11 protein-coding genes are annotated in these 16,372 nt (G+C 42.6%); 2 read left to right on the forward strand and 9 right to left on the reverse strand.

Annotation, left to right across the window (positions count from 1 at the left end):
- Nucleotides 1–195: 195 nt before the first annotated feature.
- Nucleotides 196–438: a hypothetical protein gene (locus RTR63_RS02410; RefSeq protein ID WP_312522451.1), complete on the forward strand. Its 243-nt coding sequence runs from the start codon at nt 196–198 to the stop codon at nt 436–438.
- Nucleotides 439–497: 59 nt separating this feature from the next.
- Here the strand turns inward: RTR63_RS02410 and RTR63_RS02415 are convergent, their stop codons facing one another.
- The 6 genes from RTR63_RS02415 to RTR63_RS02440 form a co-directional block, all read right to left on the reverse strand.
- A complete protein-coding gene (locus RTR63_RS02415; RefSeq protein WP_219331064.1) occupies nt 498–2,282 on the reverse strand; it encodes an acyl-CoA dehydrogenase C-terminal domain-containing protein in 1,785 nt (594 codons plus the stop codon).
- Between the two features lie 143 nt (nt 2,283–2,425).
- Nucleotides 2,426–4,219, reverse strand: a complete 1,794-nt coding sequence (locus RTR63_RS02420) for an acyl-CoA dehydrogenase C-terminal domain-containing protein (protein ID WP_065252469.1) — start codon at nt 4,217–4,219, stop codon at nt 2,426–2,428.
- 148 nt (nt 4,220–4,367) lie between these two features.
- On the reverse strand, nt 4,368–6,212 hold the full coding sequence (locus tag RTR63_RS02425) for a putative bifunctional diguanylate cyclase/phosphodiesterase (protein ID WP_312522455.1): 1,845 nt from the start codon (nt 6,210–6,212) through the stop codon (nt 4,368–4,370).
- Nucleotides 6,213–6,214: 2 nt separating this feature from the next.
- Nucleotides 6,215–7,057, reverse strand: coding sequence for a 16S rRNA (uracil(1498)-N(3))-methyltransferase (locus RTR63_RS02430; RefSeq protein ID WP_312522457.1), 843 nt, complete (start codon nt 7,055–7,057; stop codon nt 6,215–6,217).
- A 277-nt stretch (nt 7,058–7,334) separates the two neighbouring features.
- The gene (gene bioA, locus RTR63_RS02435; RefSeq protein WP_312522459.1) at nt 7,335–8,726 is read right to left on the reverse strand and encodes an adenosylmethionine--8-amino-7-oxononanoate transaminase; all 1,392 of its coding nucleotides are present in this window, start codon (nt 8,724–8,726) and stop codon (nt 7,335–7,337) included.
- A gap of 309 nt (nt 8,727–9,035) precedes the next feature.
- A complete protein-coding gene (locus RTR63_RS02440) occupies nt 9,036–10,211 on the reverse strand; it encodes a sigma-54-dependent transcriptional regulator family protein (protein ID WP_312522461.1) in 1,176 nt (391 codons plus the stop codon).
- Between the two features lie 196 nt (nt 10,212–10,407).
- On the opposite strand from RTR63_RS02440, the gene exaC reads away from it, so the two are divergent.
- Complete coding sequence (gene exaC, locus RTR63_RS02445; RefSeq protein ID WP_201664362.1) at nt 10,408–11,919, forward strand: acetaldehyde dehydrogenase ExaC; 1,512 nt, start codon at nt 10,408–10,410, stop codon at nt 11,917–11,919.
- A 253-nt stretch (nt 11,920–12,172) separates the two neighbouring features.
- On the opposite strand, the gene lldD is transcribed toward exaC, so the two are convergent.
- From lldD to lldP, 3 genes are all read right to left on the reverse strand, one after another.
- Nucleotides 12,173–13,321 (reverse strand): FMN-dependent L-lactate dehydrogenase LldD, encoded by a 1,149-nt coding sequence (gene lldD, locus RTR63_RS02450; protein WP_060994706.1) that lies wholly within the window; start codon nt 13,319–13,321, stop codon nt 12,173–12,175.
- A 110-nt stretch (nt 13,322–13,431) separates the two neighbouring features.
- Nucleotides 13,432–14,205 carry an FCD domain-containing protein gene (locus RTR63_RS02455; protein WP_312522465.1) on the reverse strand — a complete coding sequence of 258 codons (774 nt, stop codon included), beginning with the start codon at nt 14,203–14,205 and terminating at the stop codon, nt 13,432–13,434.
- A 13-nt stretch (nt 14,206–14,218) separates the two neighbouring features.
- Nucleotides 14,219–15,925, reverse strand: a complete 1,707-nt coding sequence (gene lldP / locus RTR63_RS02460; protein ID WP_312522467.1) for an L-lactate permease — start codon at nt 15,923–15,925, stop codon at nt 14,219–14,221.
- Nucleotides 15,926–16,372 lie beyond the last annotated feature (447 nt).

Raw genomic sequence — 16,372 nt, forward strand, 5'->3', positions numbered from 1 at the left:
AAACGATAAGCAGTAAGCAGTCATATAGACCCACTTCGGTGGGTTTTATATTTTATGGCGTCAAATTGTTAAAAGTTCGAATTTTACACGAGCTTACAACTGCTTTAAGCTTTCTATTTTTGAATATGTCATACTAACGATGCGCTATCGCTACCGTTTTAAAATAATAATACCCCACATAAGAAGGATAACACCATGATTGAACTAAGTAATAACTATGTCGCGCTAAATTTGGCAAAATTCATCTATGAAGAAGAAGCCAAACTCACGCCAAATAAACACCAGCAAGAAAGTGATATCAAAGAATATATTTTTGAATTATATGAAGAGTGCGTTGCTGTCGTTGAAGAAAACGACTCAGCGGATTATGAATATGAAGACTTTGATTTTGATGAAGATGAATCGTTAGCAGATGAGGATGACGATATACTTCGCTAACCTATTAACCCATAAAAAAATCGGCTCAAGTGGCCGATTTTTTTATTTTTAAGTAGGGATTAAGCAATGGTTGCCGCAAAATAATCGCGGTCAAACGCTGTGATGGGTTGGCTTGTTGCTTTTACCATCGCAATATGCGCGTCTAAGCGTGGCAACATACGACCGACATAGTAGTCTGCTAATTTTGCTTTGTTGGCATAGAAGTCGCCTTCTTTGCCATTTGCCGCTTCAACCATCAAGCCAAACATATAAGCAAAGCTGACATAACCAAAGGCTTGTAAATAATCAACCGCACAGCCATTGATTTCGTCTTTGTTGACCGCTGCCGCTGCTACCACCGCTTTGGTTAAGTCTTCAAGTTTATCCGCTGATATTAAAATTGCTTGTTTGATGGCATGGTCTGCGTTCATGTTATTGGCAAAATCACGCATTTCTTGCACATACGTTGTCACAAACGCACCGCCGTTTTTCACCACTTTACGACCCAACAAGTCAAGTGATTGGATACCATTGGTCCCTTCATAAATTTGCGAGATACGGGTGTCACGTACGATTTGTTCCATACCCCATTCACGGATATAGCCATGACCACCAAAGCATTGCTGTGCATCAATTGACGCTTCAAGACCACGGTCGGTTAAGAACGCTTTAGCAACTGGCGTCAAAAGAGCAACGCGGTCATCAGCGGCTTTTCTTGCTTCGGCATCATCGGTATATTTGTTGGTATCAAGCTCTTTGGCGACATACATCGCGAAGCAGCGTGAGGCTTCACTGATGGTTTTAGCATTTAACAGCATACGGCGAACGTCGGCATGAAATACGATTGGGTCAGCAGCTTTGTTTGGCTCTTGGATACCACTATCGGCGCGACCTTGGATACGGTCAAGGGTATAAGCTGTGGCGTTTTGATAAGCTAACTCAGCGCCACCGATACCTTGTAATCCCATCGTCAAACGCTCATAGTTCATCATGATAAACATGGACGCAAGACCGGTATTTTCTGCGCCTACCATAAAGCCTTTGGCACCATCAAAGTTCATGACGCAAGTCGCTGACGCTTTGATACCCATTTTGTGCTCGATAGAGCCACAGCTTACCGCGTTACGCTCGCCCAATGAGCCATCGGCATTCACATGGAATTTGGGTACGATAAACAATGAAATCCCTTTTGAGCCTGCTGGGGCATCGGGGGTTTTTGCCAATACCAAATGGATGATATTGTCTGCTAAGTCATGTTCACCTGCGGTGATAAAAATTTTGGTACCTGTAATATTGTAGCTACCGTCTTGGTTTGGCACGGCTTTGGTTTTGATGATACCCAAATCCGTACCTGCGTGCGGTTCAGTCAAACACATCGTACCTGTCCACTCACCTGAGTAGATTTTTTCTAAGTAGGTTTGTTTTTGTTCTTCAGAGCCTGCGTTATAAATACACATGCACGCGCCACCTGATAGGTTTGGATAGAGCGCGAATGATTGGTTGGCAGTAAATACCATCTCTTCAGCGAGCATAGTAACCATTTTTGGCATGCCTTGACCGCCATGATTTGGATCGCCGCCCAAACCAATCCAGCCGCCTTGTGCATATTCGTCAAATGCTGCTTTAAAACCAGTTGGGGTTTTTACTTTGCCTTCACCCAGATATTGTGCCGCTTCTTCATCACCCGAGCGGTTGATGGGCAGTAACGTGTTTTTAGCAAATTTTGACATTTCTTCTAAAATCATATTGACCGTGTCACTGTCAACATGCGCTAACTGTTCATTTTTTTGCCAAAAATCGGCTGCATTGAATACATCATTCAAAATGAATTTCATGTCTTGAATTGGCGCATTATAAATAGGCATATTATTTCCTTTTATGGGTTAGCTCGTAATTCGAAATGAGACAAATCCTTAGACAGCTTTTGCTACCTAAGGATTGAATAAAGAATTAAACTATCAATGATTCTATCATAATTTTATTACTACACTGGATAGCTTAGTAAAAATTAGAATTGGAATTCGTCAACGTCCATGCTCATGTATGGCTCGAGACCTGTATCAATACGTTTGACGTAAGTTAAGGTGCGAGGCAATAGTTTTGCAAAGTAGAACTGAGCGGTTTTGATTTTCGCTTGATAGAATTTGGTCTCAGTGGTGTCGCCTTGGAGCGCTTGCTGAGCGACTAACGCCATACGAGCCCATAGGTAAGCTAGGGTGATGTAGCCACTATAGTACATGTAGTCAACAGCCGCTGCACCCACTGCATCAGGATTTTCAGTGGCTTGCATACCAATGCGAGCAGTTAAATCGCCCCATTCTTTATTCAGACGTGCCAGTGGACGAATGAATTCACCCATCGCATCGTTGTCTTTGTTTTCTTCACAGAATTGATAAATGACTTTGCTAAAGTTAGCTAGCATTTTACCTTGTGAACCCAATACTTTACGACCTAACAAGTCGAGTGACTGGATTTCAGTGGTACCTTCGTATATACAAGCAATACGCGTATCACGTACGTTTTGTTCCATGCCCCATTCACGGATAAAGCCGTGACCACCATACACTTGCACACCGTGATTGGCTGCTTCATAACCTGTTTCAGTTAAGAAGGCTTTAGCAATTGGGGTTAAAAAAGACAACATTTGGTCAGCGTAAGCTTGTGTTTCGCCTTCACCTTTAGTTACCACATCAGAGAATTGTGATAGATAGTAGACGAGGGCACGGCCACCTTCTGCAAACGCTTTACAAGTTAATACCATGTTACGCACTGCTGGATGGACGATGATTGGATCAGCCACTTGTTCTGGCGCTTTTGCACCGCTTAATGCGCGCATCGCAAGACGATCTTTGGCGTAGCTTAAGCCACCTTGGAAAGCCAATTCCGCCGCAGTGAGACCTTGAATCGCAGTACCAATACGGGCGGTATTCATAAAGGTAAACATACAGTTTAGACCTTTGTTTTCAGGTCCAATCAAGTAACCTTTAGCTTTATCAAAGTTTAGTACCGCAGTTGCAGAGGCTTTAATACCCATTTTGTGTTCAATCGAACCACAGGTAACGGTGTTACGCTCACCGATAGAGCCATCTTCGTTGACATTGAATTTTGGTACGATGAACAATGAGATACCTTTGGTACCTGCTGGCGCACCCGGTAAACGCGCTAGTACGATATGGACAATGTTGTCTGCCATGTCGTGTTCGCCCGCTGAGATAAAGATTTTTTGACCGGTGATAGCGTATGAACCGTCTTCATTGGGTTCAGCTTTGGTGCGGGTAATACCTAAATCAGAACCTGCATGTGCTTCGGTCAGACACATGGTACCTGTCCACTCACCGCTGACGAGTTTCAATAAATATTTTTGTTTTTGTTCATCGGTACCGTGGTGTTCTAGCGTACGGATAGCACCTTCAGATAGACCTGGGTACATTGAGAAAGACCAGTTAGCCGTACCTACCATTTCACTGACCGCTGAACCCAATGACAATGGCATGCCTTGACCGCCAAATTCTTCATCGGCACATAAAGAAGGAAAGCCTAATTCACAGTATTGTTTATAAGCTTCTTTAAAGCCTTTTGGCGTATATACATTACCATTTTCAAAACGACAGCCTTCTTCATCGCCTGAACGGTTAAGGGGTGACAATTCTGCTTCTGAGAAGCTTGCACCTGCTTCTATGAAACTATCAATCGTTTCTTTATCCGTATGGGCATAGCTAGGAATGGTTTTGTAGTGATCTTCAAATTTTAATAATTCATGCATGACAAATTTCATATCACGAAGCGGTGCTTTATATTGCATACGATATCCTTGATTAGTGTTTTAAAAAGAAAAAAACCTACCCCAATACTAAGGTTTTATATCTCTAAGATAGGAAAATTTGACAAAGGTGACAAGGTACTAACATGACTATAGGGTCATAAAAAAATCTAATTAGTCTAATTTAAACTTATAGCAAATAGTTTGGTTTATAGTTGGCTTTAAGCCACTCAGTGGTATCTTGACTAGACATGGGTTTACCAAAACCAAAGCCTTGAATCAAGTCACAACCAAGGCTACGCAAATATTCGATTTCTTCACAGTTAGACACCCCCTCAGCCAATGCTTGCATGGATAACGAGTGCGCCATCTCAATCACTGATTTGACAATCACTTGTTTTTTTGGGTCTTGTAAAATATTGGTGATAAATAAGCGGTCAATTTTGAGCACATCAATCGGATATTTAATCAAATATTGCATCGCGGCAAAGCCTGTACCAAAGTCATCAATCGATATACTAAAACCATACTGGCGCAGTTTTGATAACATCGCTTGCGCTTTTAATTCATCTTGAATGTTGCAGACTTCGGTGATTTCAAAACTGATTAGTTGCGCAAGCCAACTATACTGCTGTATCGTCCCTTCAATAAACTCAATAAATTTGTCACTAATCAATTGACGACTATCAATATTGATACAGATGAGGCAGTTATAGCCCATCTCACGCCATGTCAAAATCTGCTCGATACAAACTAACACGATTTTTTCAAATAGCGCCTGCGATGACTTATCGAGCACCTCATCCAAAAAATCGTTGGGATAGAGAAGTCCAAGGGTGGGATGCTCCCAGCGCACCAGCGCTTCAAACATCGGCAAGTCAGGCTGTGCAAACTCTAACTTAGGCTGAAAATAGGGCAAAATTTGCTGTTTTAATAACGCATTTTTAAAGGCACTGAGCAAATGAATGTCTTTAAAATTGCCTTTTTGCTGGTTGGCATCATACCAAACACAATCTTCATCACTGATGAGCCGCGCATGTTTTAACGCCGTGTCTGCTTGCAATAGCAATGTCTGAGCATCTTGGGTATGGGTTGGGAAAACCGAAGCACCAATCGACAGCCTTAGATAAATTGATTGGTCATCAATGCTAAAAGGTAGGTCAAATAACTGTTTGAGCGCTGCCACGTAGTAATGCGCGGCATCAAGGTGTTGTACCGAAATCATCGCCGCAAAGCTATCACCCCCAAACCGCGAAAAAGTGACTAAACTGGCACCCGAAATTTTTAAGGACTTTACCCGTTTGACAAACCCTTGAATCAGCGTATTGGTATTTTCAATGCCAAGGCTGATGTTAAAAGATTGCAATTTATCAATATTGATGCGTAGCAATATCCCCATACACTCACGCTGATTATCGGCTGCCTGGTAATAGTCAATACAGCTTTTTAATTTGTCATAAAAAGTATCGTAATTGGGCAGACCCGTTAATTCATCATAATTGTATAGATGTAAGGTGTGGCTAAGCTGCGCATCTTTTTTGGTTAAATTGCTAAGTAGCCCTACATACACCACTCGGTTGTCATCGACTTCACACACGGAGATATCTAGCCAAACCGCCACTTCAGGTGAATTGTGATAAGAAAGCACTAAATTGGTCGAAATTGATTGTCGATTATCCAGTTTGGTAATGATGGTGGCAATCGCTTGCTGTAAGTGTGGGGCGTAGGTCTTATACGGATAAAAATAAAACGGGCTACCTATCACCTGATCGCGTGGCAAGGCGGTAATGTTTAAAAATTGCTGATTGACACAGATAAAACGTAGCCGTTCATCAAGCATAAAAATGCCATCATGGATTTTTGAAAAAACCGAGGCAAACACCGCATTTTGATGTTCAAGCGAAATTTGTTGATCAAAAAAATGGCTATCGACAATAAACCCATACTGACTTAACTCATCATGACAAAATTTGTTAGCTCCTGTAAAGCAATCACGATGGTCTATTGGCATGACGGGATCGTTGTTCGGTGACATGATTATTCCTGTGCAAGGGTCAAAGTTTGATGTAACGTTAACAATGAAGACAATGCGACGACAGGGGCTGTCTCAGTTCGTAGCACACGCTCGCCAATTTGCCAAGGCATAAAACCTCGCTCGATAGCTTGCGTTATTTCTTGCTCTGAAAACCCACCTTCGGCACCAATGAGTAACCAAAATTGGGCTAAAGAACACTGTCTAAACTGGTTTGTTATCTGAGGTAGTGGGTTGGGATATGGGGTATAGGGCGTGATGGGTTCAATATCGTTATGCTCAACATCGCTACGCTCAATGTCATCAGGAGGAACGGCTAAAATTAATTTGGTCACGTTGGTAGAAGTGGGCATGCCTGCTAGCTCACCAATCCAGTCGCTAAAAGATTTTGGTGCAAGTAATGTTGGCACGATATTAAGCCCACATTGCTCACATGCCGATACCGCAACCTGCTGCCAATGGGCAAGTTTTTTATCGGTTTGGTCTACTTTTAGGCGTACTTCGCCATGTTGGCTTGTGAGTAGTTGAATCGATGACACCCCAAGCTCTGTGGCTTTTTGAATGGCATAATCCATGCGCTCGCCACGGCTCATCACCAAGGCAATGTTGACAGTAAATGGCAAAGCTCGATTGATCGGATTAAAATCGTTGATGGTAACGAGCGCCTGTTTTTTAGTGATATCCGTTAAAGTAACGGTATATTCACCACCTTGACCATCAAAAAACAACGCTTGTTCATCCATACTTGCTCTTAACACTTTACACCAATGATGAAAAATCTCTTCGGTCAAAGGCACAGTGCTACCAACTTGTAGCGAATTTGGTTGGTTGTAAAAAAATCTACGCATAAATCATCTAAGTAAGTTTCACGATTGAGTTAAGTTAAGTAGGTTAAAATGCCTACAAAAGTTAAATATTTTTTTTGACGATAATCTCATTGATTATACGTTAAATATTAGCAATGTAGACATAAGCTGTGAATTTTAATACAATTTTTTATAATACGGTAAGAATTGAACCTTTGTAACAAATCCTAACTTTTGACGATAAATTATAATAACAAACATCTATTTACAATTGATTGGTTAATTAGTCAGTAAATTTCATGCGGCGTTAGTAAAGGCGTTAAGGCAGATCGATGGCTTGAGACGAGCCTTTCGGTATTTTTGGGAGATTGTCACAAAGCTTTTGCAAACAATGATTTAATATGCCAAAAATGTGCCCAATCTCTGCTGGGGTGGTGCAATAAGGCGGAATAAGATAAACATGGTTGCCAATCGGACGAATCATCACGCCTTGATCAAGGCATAACTGGGCAAAGGCTTTGCCAAAATTTTGAGAAAAATCCAAGGTAAAAGCTGCAATCATGCCGGTTTGACGTACAAATTTTATGGGTAAATTGGTCTCAGCTAATTGCTGTAAGCCATCAGCCATCGCTTGGATAAGGGATTGGTTGTGTAGCAAGACATTATCGCGTTCAAACAGTTCAAGCGACGCCAAAGCCGCGCTACAAGCCAATGGATTGCCAGTAAAACTATGCGAATGTAAAAACCCTTTTTCCACTTTGTCATCATAAAACGCTTGATAAACATCATCGGTTGTCATGACGCAAGACATTGGCAGATAGCCTGCCGTTAGACCTTTTGACAGACAGATAAAGTCAGGGCAATAATCGTCTTGTTTATCCGCATCTGCCAAGGCTAGCATTTGTTCTACCGCAAACATAGTACCTGTACGACCAAAACCCACGGCAATCTCATCATATATCACGTGGATGTGATAATGGTGCGCAAGTTTGGCAACGCCAAGCAAATAATTAGCAGAATACATCGCCATGCCAGCCGCCCCTTGTACCAAAGGTTCAAGGATAATCGCACAGATATCGCGAGATTTTTCTGCCAAGATGCGCTCTAGTGCATCCAAGCTCTTTTGCTCATGCAGCTGCGCTGTGATAGCGTCAGTATCGAAAATATGCGCGGGGGAAGGAATGCGAATTTGACTGACAATCAAATCTTTGTATTGCTCACTAAACAGCGGGATATCTGTCACCGCAAGACTGCCAACGGTTTCACCGTGATAACCGTGTTCCAATGAGATAAATTTGGTTTTTTGCGTTTGCCCTGATTGCTGCCAGTACTGCAAACTCATCTTAAGCGCGACTTCTACCGCCCCTGAGCCACTGTCGGCAAAAAAGGCTTTGGTTAGTGACTTGGGCGTGATGGCAACCAGTTTTTCTGCAAGCGTCACAATCGGCGGATGAGTGACACTAGCGATTAAAGTATGCTCAAGCGTATCGAGCTGCTGTTTTATTTTTTCGTTGATAAAGGGATGGCAATGTCCATGTAAATTGACCCACCATGAGCTAATCATATCGTAATAGGCGTTACCGTGCTGATCATATAGTTGATTGCCTTGAGCTTTGACGAGGTGGAGTGGGGGATTGTTTTCAAGGGCTTGCATCTGTGTGCAAGGAAGCCATAACGCGTTATTCATAAAGGTCTCAAAATTTTTTGTCACATTGTAGCACTTTTGACCCAAGAAAAAAGGCTTGAAATCGCAAGCCTTCTAATGCTATGAGCGATAATGGTAATGATAATAATAATAGGAACGGTAATTATCACAGAATTTACGCACTATAAATTTTCGATAAAAAATACAAAAGCATTACCACCCAAAAGTGCATAAAGGCATGCTATCTTTTATCTTGACAGGTCGATGGTATTGCAGCAATGCTTGCACGGACAGCGCCTAGACAGGATAGTAAAGCAGGAAATAACGAAAAGTGCATGATTAGGGGAAAATTGAGGGTTAAAGAAAAATTGATAGTTACCGATTTGACAGTACCTCTAAATGTTGGTGAATCGAGAGGTTATCTGGCATTAACTCAATCAACCTTTCTATAGCGTCGCTAGCATCGGGGCAATTTGACAAATGCATGAGTAATAAGTCAACCTGATCTGAATGATAAATGGCTTGGCTCAAGCGAGCTTCTAAACAAGTGCGCCAAGTGCATAAAAAAGGGCTTTCAGTTTTGCTAAAAAATATGCCGGTATATAATTTGATGGCGGCTTCTAAATAACCTGCATTTAATGATTGTTCAACCCTCAAAAAATCACCATCAATAGGCATTAATAAGCGGTACGGACGAGAACCCAATAAACCAGTAAGTGTATCACGTAACTGCGACATTTCAGTCTTTAGCGTACCTTGTGACACTTTACGCTCACCATAGATCGCTTGGTGTAAGGCATCTAAGCTCATGCCTTGGGGACAAAGCGCTAACACTGTCAATATCTCGACTTGCCGAGGAGTCAGCCGCAAGATTTTGCCATTGAATATCACCCTGGGTTCATTAAATCCTTGAATATACAGATAGTGTCTTTGGCATTCATTCAAAGCGGATTGTAAAATACTGGCACAGCGTTCAGCAGCAAATATGCCAAAATTATTGTGATTCTGCCAAGTGGTCGATAAATCCAAGACGCCAATGACCTGCTTGGTATGCGGTTCAATGATAGGCGTGGCATAACAGACCCATTCATGAACCGAAGGCATATAGTGTTCATTGGAAAAAACACAAGTTGATTGCTGCGTTTTTAGCGATAAAGCGAGCGCATTTGTGCCAACTTGGCTTTCCCCCCAGCATCCGCCTTCGATGAAGTTAACCGCTTCTGCCGCTTTTTGCATAGACTTACTGGCAGTCGTCCAAATAATCGTACTACCGATATCAGCCACAGCCATCACCATGGAGGATTGCAAGGTGATATGTTGCAATTGATTTTGACAGTAGCCTAAGGCTTTTTTTAGATAATAGGATTGCTCGCTTTTGGTGGCGTTAAGGGGTGCTTGTTGGCGCTCTTTTGGAATGTTAGCACTGTCTGAGCGATGCCATGACTGAACAATACTTTGTTGGATAAGATCTGCATTATTATCGGTAAAGGTAATGTTAAAACGCTTCTTCTCAATCCGATGCCTTTGCTCTAACAGTCTATTTTTATTCATATTTTAAAATATCCTAATTCACTAACCAATCCTTGGTTTTTAAAATAAGCTATCCTCAATAGTATAATGTGCCTAGCGTATTGTAAAGAATAATTAAACACCTACCTTTTACCTACCGTTTCTGTAATAATATGAATTTGTAAACCCCAACTGCATGAAGCAGTTTATCTACCAACTGACAAAAGGAAATGTCATTATGCGTTATGCTGACCCTAATACTGACGGTGCTAAAATCAATTTTAAAGAAAAGTATGACAACTTTATTGGCGGCCAATGGGTTGCGCCGGTTAAAGGTGAGTACTTTGATAACATCTCACCCGTCAACGGCAAGCCCTTCGCCAAAGTCGCCAAATCAAGTCCAGAAGACATTGAACTTGCACTTGATGCCGCCCATGCCGCTAAAACTAAGTGGAATGCGGCTTCACCCACAGAGCGCTCTAATCTATTATTAAAAATCGCAGATCGCCTTGAGCAAAATATTGAGTTATTGGCGGTAGCTGAAACATGGGAAAACGGTAAACCCATCCGTGAAACCTTGGCTGCGGATATACCACTTGCCATTGACCATTTTCGCTACTTTGCCGGTGCAATCCGCGCGCAAGAAGGCGGTGTGTCACCCATTGATGATGACACGGTCGCTTATCACTTTCATGAACCTTTAGGTGTGGTTGGACAAATCATTCCCTGGAACTTTCCAATTTTAATGGCTACCTGGAAAATAGCGCCTGCACTAGCCGCGGGTAACTGCATCGTCTTAAAACCCGCCGAACAGACGCCTGTGAGCTTATTGGTGCTTGTTGAATTAATTCAAGATTTGCTACCAGCAGGTATTTTAAATATCGTGAATGGGTATGGCGAAGAGGTGGGTAGTCATTTAGCTAGAAGCCCACGCATCTCAAAAATTGCCTTTACTGGTTCAACCCCTGTCGGTCAGCTTATTATGAAGTATGCGACAGAGAATATTATTCCAGTTACTTTAGAATTAGGCGGTAAATCACCCAATATTTTCTTTGCCGATGTTATGGATAAAGAAGATGATTACCTAGAAAAAGCGCTTGAAGGTTTTACTATGTTTGCGCTCAATCAAGGTGAAATATGTACCTGTCCTTCGAGAGCCTTAGTGCATGAAAGTATCGCCGATGCCTTTTTGGCCAAAGCCGTCGAGCGTGTCAAACGTATCAAAACAGGTCATCCATTGGATACGGAAACCATGATTGGTGCGCAAGCTTCTCAGGAACAACAAGACAAAATCTTAGGCTGTATTGCTACAGGCAAACAAGAAGGCGCCGAGCTTTTAACCGGTGGTAATGCAAGACATGAGGTGGGTGAAGGTTATTATATCGAGCCGACGATTTTTAAAGGCAATAATGATATGAAAATCTTCCAAGAAGAGATTTTTGGCCCAGTATTGTCTGTGACAACCTTCAAAGACTTTGATGATGCCATGCGTATTGCCAATGATACTATGTTTGGTTTAGGTGCTGGCGTGTGGGCACGTAGTGGCAATACTGCTTACCGTGCAGGGCGTGCTATTCAAGCTGGGCGAGTATGGACAAACTGTTACCACATTTATCCAGCCCATGCCGCATTTGGTGGTTACAAGAAATCAGGCATCGGGCGTGAAAACCACAAAATGATGCTAGAGCATTACCAAAATACCAAAAATTTACTGGTCAGCTATTCTGAAAAACCGATGGGCTTCTTCTAGAATTTGGTAGGTCATAAACAACAAAAACCGCTCTCATAGAGCGGTTTTTTATCCAAAATAAAAAGTATCGATATTAAATTCATTCACACTTGCTCAATCAACCACTCATCATAAGCGGTTATTGGGCAACTAAGTTGATAAATTTAGTGCACTTAGTGGCGCGGTGAACTTAGCTAAATCATAAAATCTTAGGATTTACCAGAATAAAAAAATCCCATAAAGATGCTAAGGTTGGCTATTTACTGTCAGTCTATCAAGTCACAGTACTAAAATCTACCAAACAGTCTCGATTGATATCTTGAATTCGGTTTGCACTGGTCAATGTCATTGCCACGCGCATTTCTTTGTCTATCAAGTTGAGTAAATTGGTCACCCCAGCTTCACCATCGGCGGCTAACGCATAGATAAATGCACGTCCTAACATACATAAATCCGCTCCCAATGCCAGCATTCTCACCACATCTAAGCCATTACGGATACCCGAATCGACCAAGATTTTGATATCACCTTTAACAGCATCGGCAATTTTGGGTAGGGCAGTGGCGGTTGACATCACCCCATCAAGCTGACGCCCACCATGATTGGAAACCACGATACCATCAGCGCCAAAACGTACTGCATCTTTGGCGTCTTGAGGGTCAAGAATACCTTTGATGACCATAGCGCCATCCCAAAAATCACGAATCCATTCTAAGTCTTTCCAAGAAATCGAGGGATCAAAGTTATTACCGAGCCAACCAATATAATCCTCTAAGCCAATCGCTTTACCAAGATATTTAGAAACATTACCCAAGTCATGGGGTCTTCCTAGCAATCCCACGTTCATTGCCCAGTGCGGATGGGTGCACGCTTGTAGATAGCGACGCATCGCGGCATTGGGTCCACTCATGCCAGAGTGCGCATCGCGATATCTCGCCCCTGGCACAGGCATATCGACGGTAAACACCAGCGTTGAACAGCCTGCCGCTTTGGCGCGCTCTAGCACATTTTGCATAAACTTACGGTCACGCAACACATACAGCTGAAACCACATAGGGCGATTGATTTTTGGGGTGACTTCTTCGATAGGGCAGACTGATACCGTTGACATGGTAAATGGAATACCTTTTTTGTCAGCAGCCATGGCTGCTTGGACTTCACCACGGCGAGCATACATCCCCGTCAAACCCACCGGCGAGAGTGCCACAGGCAAAGACAGCTGCTCACCAAAAATCTCAGTGGATAAATCAAGCTGCGTCATGTCTTTTAATACCCGCTGACGTAAGGCAATACTTGATAAGTCTTCAACATTACGTTTTAGGGTGTATTCTGCATACGCGCCACCATCAATGTAGTGGAATAAAAAGGGGGGTAAACGACGGCGCGCCGCTTCTCGGTAATCATTGGCAGAAGAAATAATCATAATATCCCTATCTTAACTATGTTATTAATGGTAAAAATAGCCACGTGCATTCAAAACTGTTTACACTAAAATACGTTTATAAAATGCGCCTGCATTAACAGGCATCTGTATTAAAAAACATCAGTGGCCAATCGGGAAACTCGCTGTCTGCGAGCCGTTGCCTCATCAATCTTGGCAACCTGTTTTATCACAAACTCAATATGCTCGCCCACGGCTTTGCGAGCTAATTCACTATCACGCGCGATAATCGCATTCATCATCGCCATGTGCTGCGTATGTAAAGTTTCAAAGCCATAATGCTCGGTGTAAATTTTTCGCCGAGCTAATACCACGTTATGTCGCAGTAGGTGAAAAACATTTTTCATCATCTGCAACAATACCGCATTTTGGGAAGCTTCAGCAATCGCTAAATGAAAATTGGCATCGGCAATAGCGGCTTGTTCGGTGTCGCCATGCGCCTGACTGTTCGCTAACTGCTCGTAGTAAAAGCGGATTTTTTCAATGTCTTGTTTTGTAGCTCTTTGGGCAGCGTACCAGGCTGTACCGCTTTCTAGTACAATTCTTGCTTCTTGCACATCTAGACGATACAGGGGATCGGCATCTAATAACGGGGTTAGTGTCTGTAATATCAGATTATCAGACAGCGCTACAAGGGGTTGGTTCTGTTTGATTTTTTGCACATCTTTGACAAACGTTCCCGACCCAATACGACTTTCGGTAATACCGACACTATTCATCTGCTGTATCGCTTCACGCAGTGCGGTACGAGATACACTTAGTCGCTCACACAAATGGCGCTCGGCAGGTAATCTATCGCCATTTTTTAGCCCTTCACGGTCTATTAGCGAAATTAATTGTTCAATAACCTGCGTTGCGACCTTCATACCTTACCCATCATTATCCGTGTGGAATCATCCAAGGCAGAACATACGCTTGTAGCGTAATGAGTGCGCCCATCATAATAGTAAAAATAATACTATGTTTGACGGTAAATCTGAACAAATCCGATTCTTTACCCACCAAACCTGTGGCGGCACAGGCAATGGCAATGGATTGCGGGGAAATCATTTTACCAGTCACCCCACCTGAGGTATTGGCTGCCACTAACAACACCTCAGGCACACCAATTTGCTGAGCGGTGGTAGCTTGAAGGGCGGCAAATAACGCATTGGCTGAAGTGTCTGAGCCTGTCAAAAATACCCCTAACCAACCCAAAAATGGTGAAAAGAAGGTAAAAGCTTTGCCCGTGTGTGCCAATGCTAACGCTAATGTAGCAGATAACCCCGAATAATTGGCGATAAACGCAAACGCCAACACCATACCAATAGAATAAATCGGGGTGCGTAGTTCTTTAACGGTCTCGCCAAACGTCGATAACGCTTCTTTGGGACGCATTTTTAGCATCACGATAGAGATAATCGCCGCGAGCACGATCGCAGTACCCGTTGCCGAGAACCAATCAAATTTATAAATGGCCGCATAGTCGGTAATTTTGGTGACGACTGGGGGCAATTTTTGTACTACATTGTGCAAATACGGCACATTGATACTCATCACCATATCGACCAACGCGCCATCAGGGTGACCATCTTTGCCTTTGACAAACAAATCTTTAAACGGCTTAATGCTCCATAACGACACCATCGCGGTCAAAATGGCAAACGGCATCCATGCTTTGATGATTTGAGCGGGCGAGTAATGGGTGGTTGGCAACGGTGCTGATACGCTTGTGTTATCACCCATCTGATTTTTGCTATCGACTTGATTTTCAAAACGGAACACATGCTTGGGCTGCCACACTTTAAATAGCAACGTCAAACTGATTAACGAGGCAATAGCAGCGGTAATATCAGGCAACTCAGGTCCAATGTAGTTTGAGGTCAAAAACTGCGCAATAGCAAACGACCCACCACCGACCACAATCGCTGGGAAGGTTTCACGAACCCCGCGCCACCCATCCATAATCGCCATAATCCACACTAACACAATCGGCACAATAAAAGGCAACTGACGTCCGACCATTTGGCTGATGGCATGGGTTTCTACCCCAGATACTTGTCCTGCTACGATGATTGGAATCCCCATCGCGCCAAAAGCAACAGGGGCGGTATTGACAATGAGGCAAAGTCCAGCGGCATACAAAGGCTTAAACCCTAATCCGACCAATAACGCTGCTGTGATAGCCACAGGGGCACCAAAGCCTGCTGCGCCTTCTAAAAAAGTACCAAAGGCAAACCCGACCAGTAACATCTGTAAGCGTTGGTCTTGGGTGAGCGATAAAATACTGGAGCGGATAATATCAAATTGCCCTGTTTTTACCGTGACTTTATATAAAAATACCGCCCCGATAATAATCCAGGCGATAGGCCAAAGCCCGTAGAAGAATCCATAAATCGCGGATGATAACGCTAACGTCACCGGCATTTGATATAAAAATAGGGCAACAAGCAGCGCTAAAATAACGGTAATAGTGCCTGCGACACTACCTTTTAAGCGAAACACCGCTAAGGCTAGAAAAAAGAAGATAATTGGGATAAGGGCAATGGCACTTGAAAGCCAAATATTGCCCATGGGATCGTAAATCTGTTGCCAATGTTGCATCATTTCCTCCATGAAATAATTGGTATTACCAAAATAGTCTGAGTGTCAATAATTGGTCAAATAATAAAGAAAATTATGCTTTAATTCAATTGAATTTTAAAAAAACAGCGATATTTTTTAGGTTTTTTGTAAATTGGTAATACCAATATTGATGGTAATATGAATTTTTGTGTAAACGGATACAAAAAGGCTTCGTATTGAAGTCAGCAGAGGTTCAAGGTTTTGCTATCGGGCTGCGTGATGAAAGCTATGCAGCGTCTTGCTGTAGGCTTGACAGCATAAGCCATGAGGGACGCAAGTAGCGTGCTTTATTTTTTCAAAAGACATCAATTCGAGTAACTTTTTGACTAAGGTAGGTTAATAGTAGGTAGAGAGCATTGGATGACTTAACTACAATCAAGTCATAGTGATTTTATAAGAATATATTTTATAAAAATATATTAGTACATC

The sequence above is a fragment of the Moraxella sp. CTOTU47724 genome (assembly GCF_032014955.1).
In the GTDB taxonomy this organism is placed as follows: Bacteria; Pseudomonadota; Gammaproteobacteria; order Pseudomonadales; family Moraxellaceae; genus Faucicola; species Faucicola tetraodonis.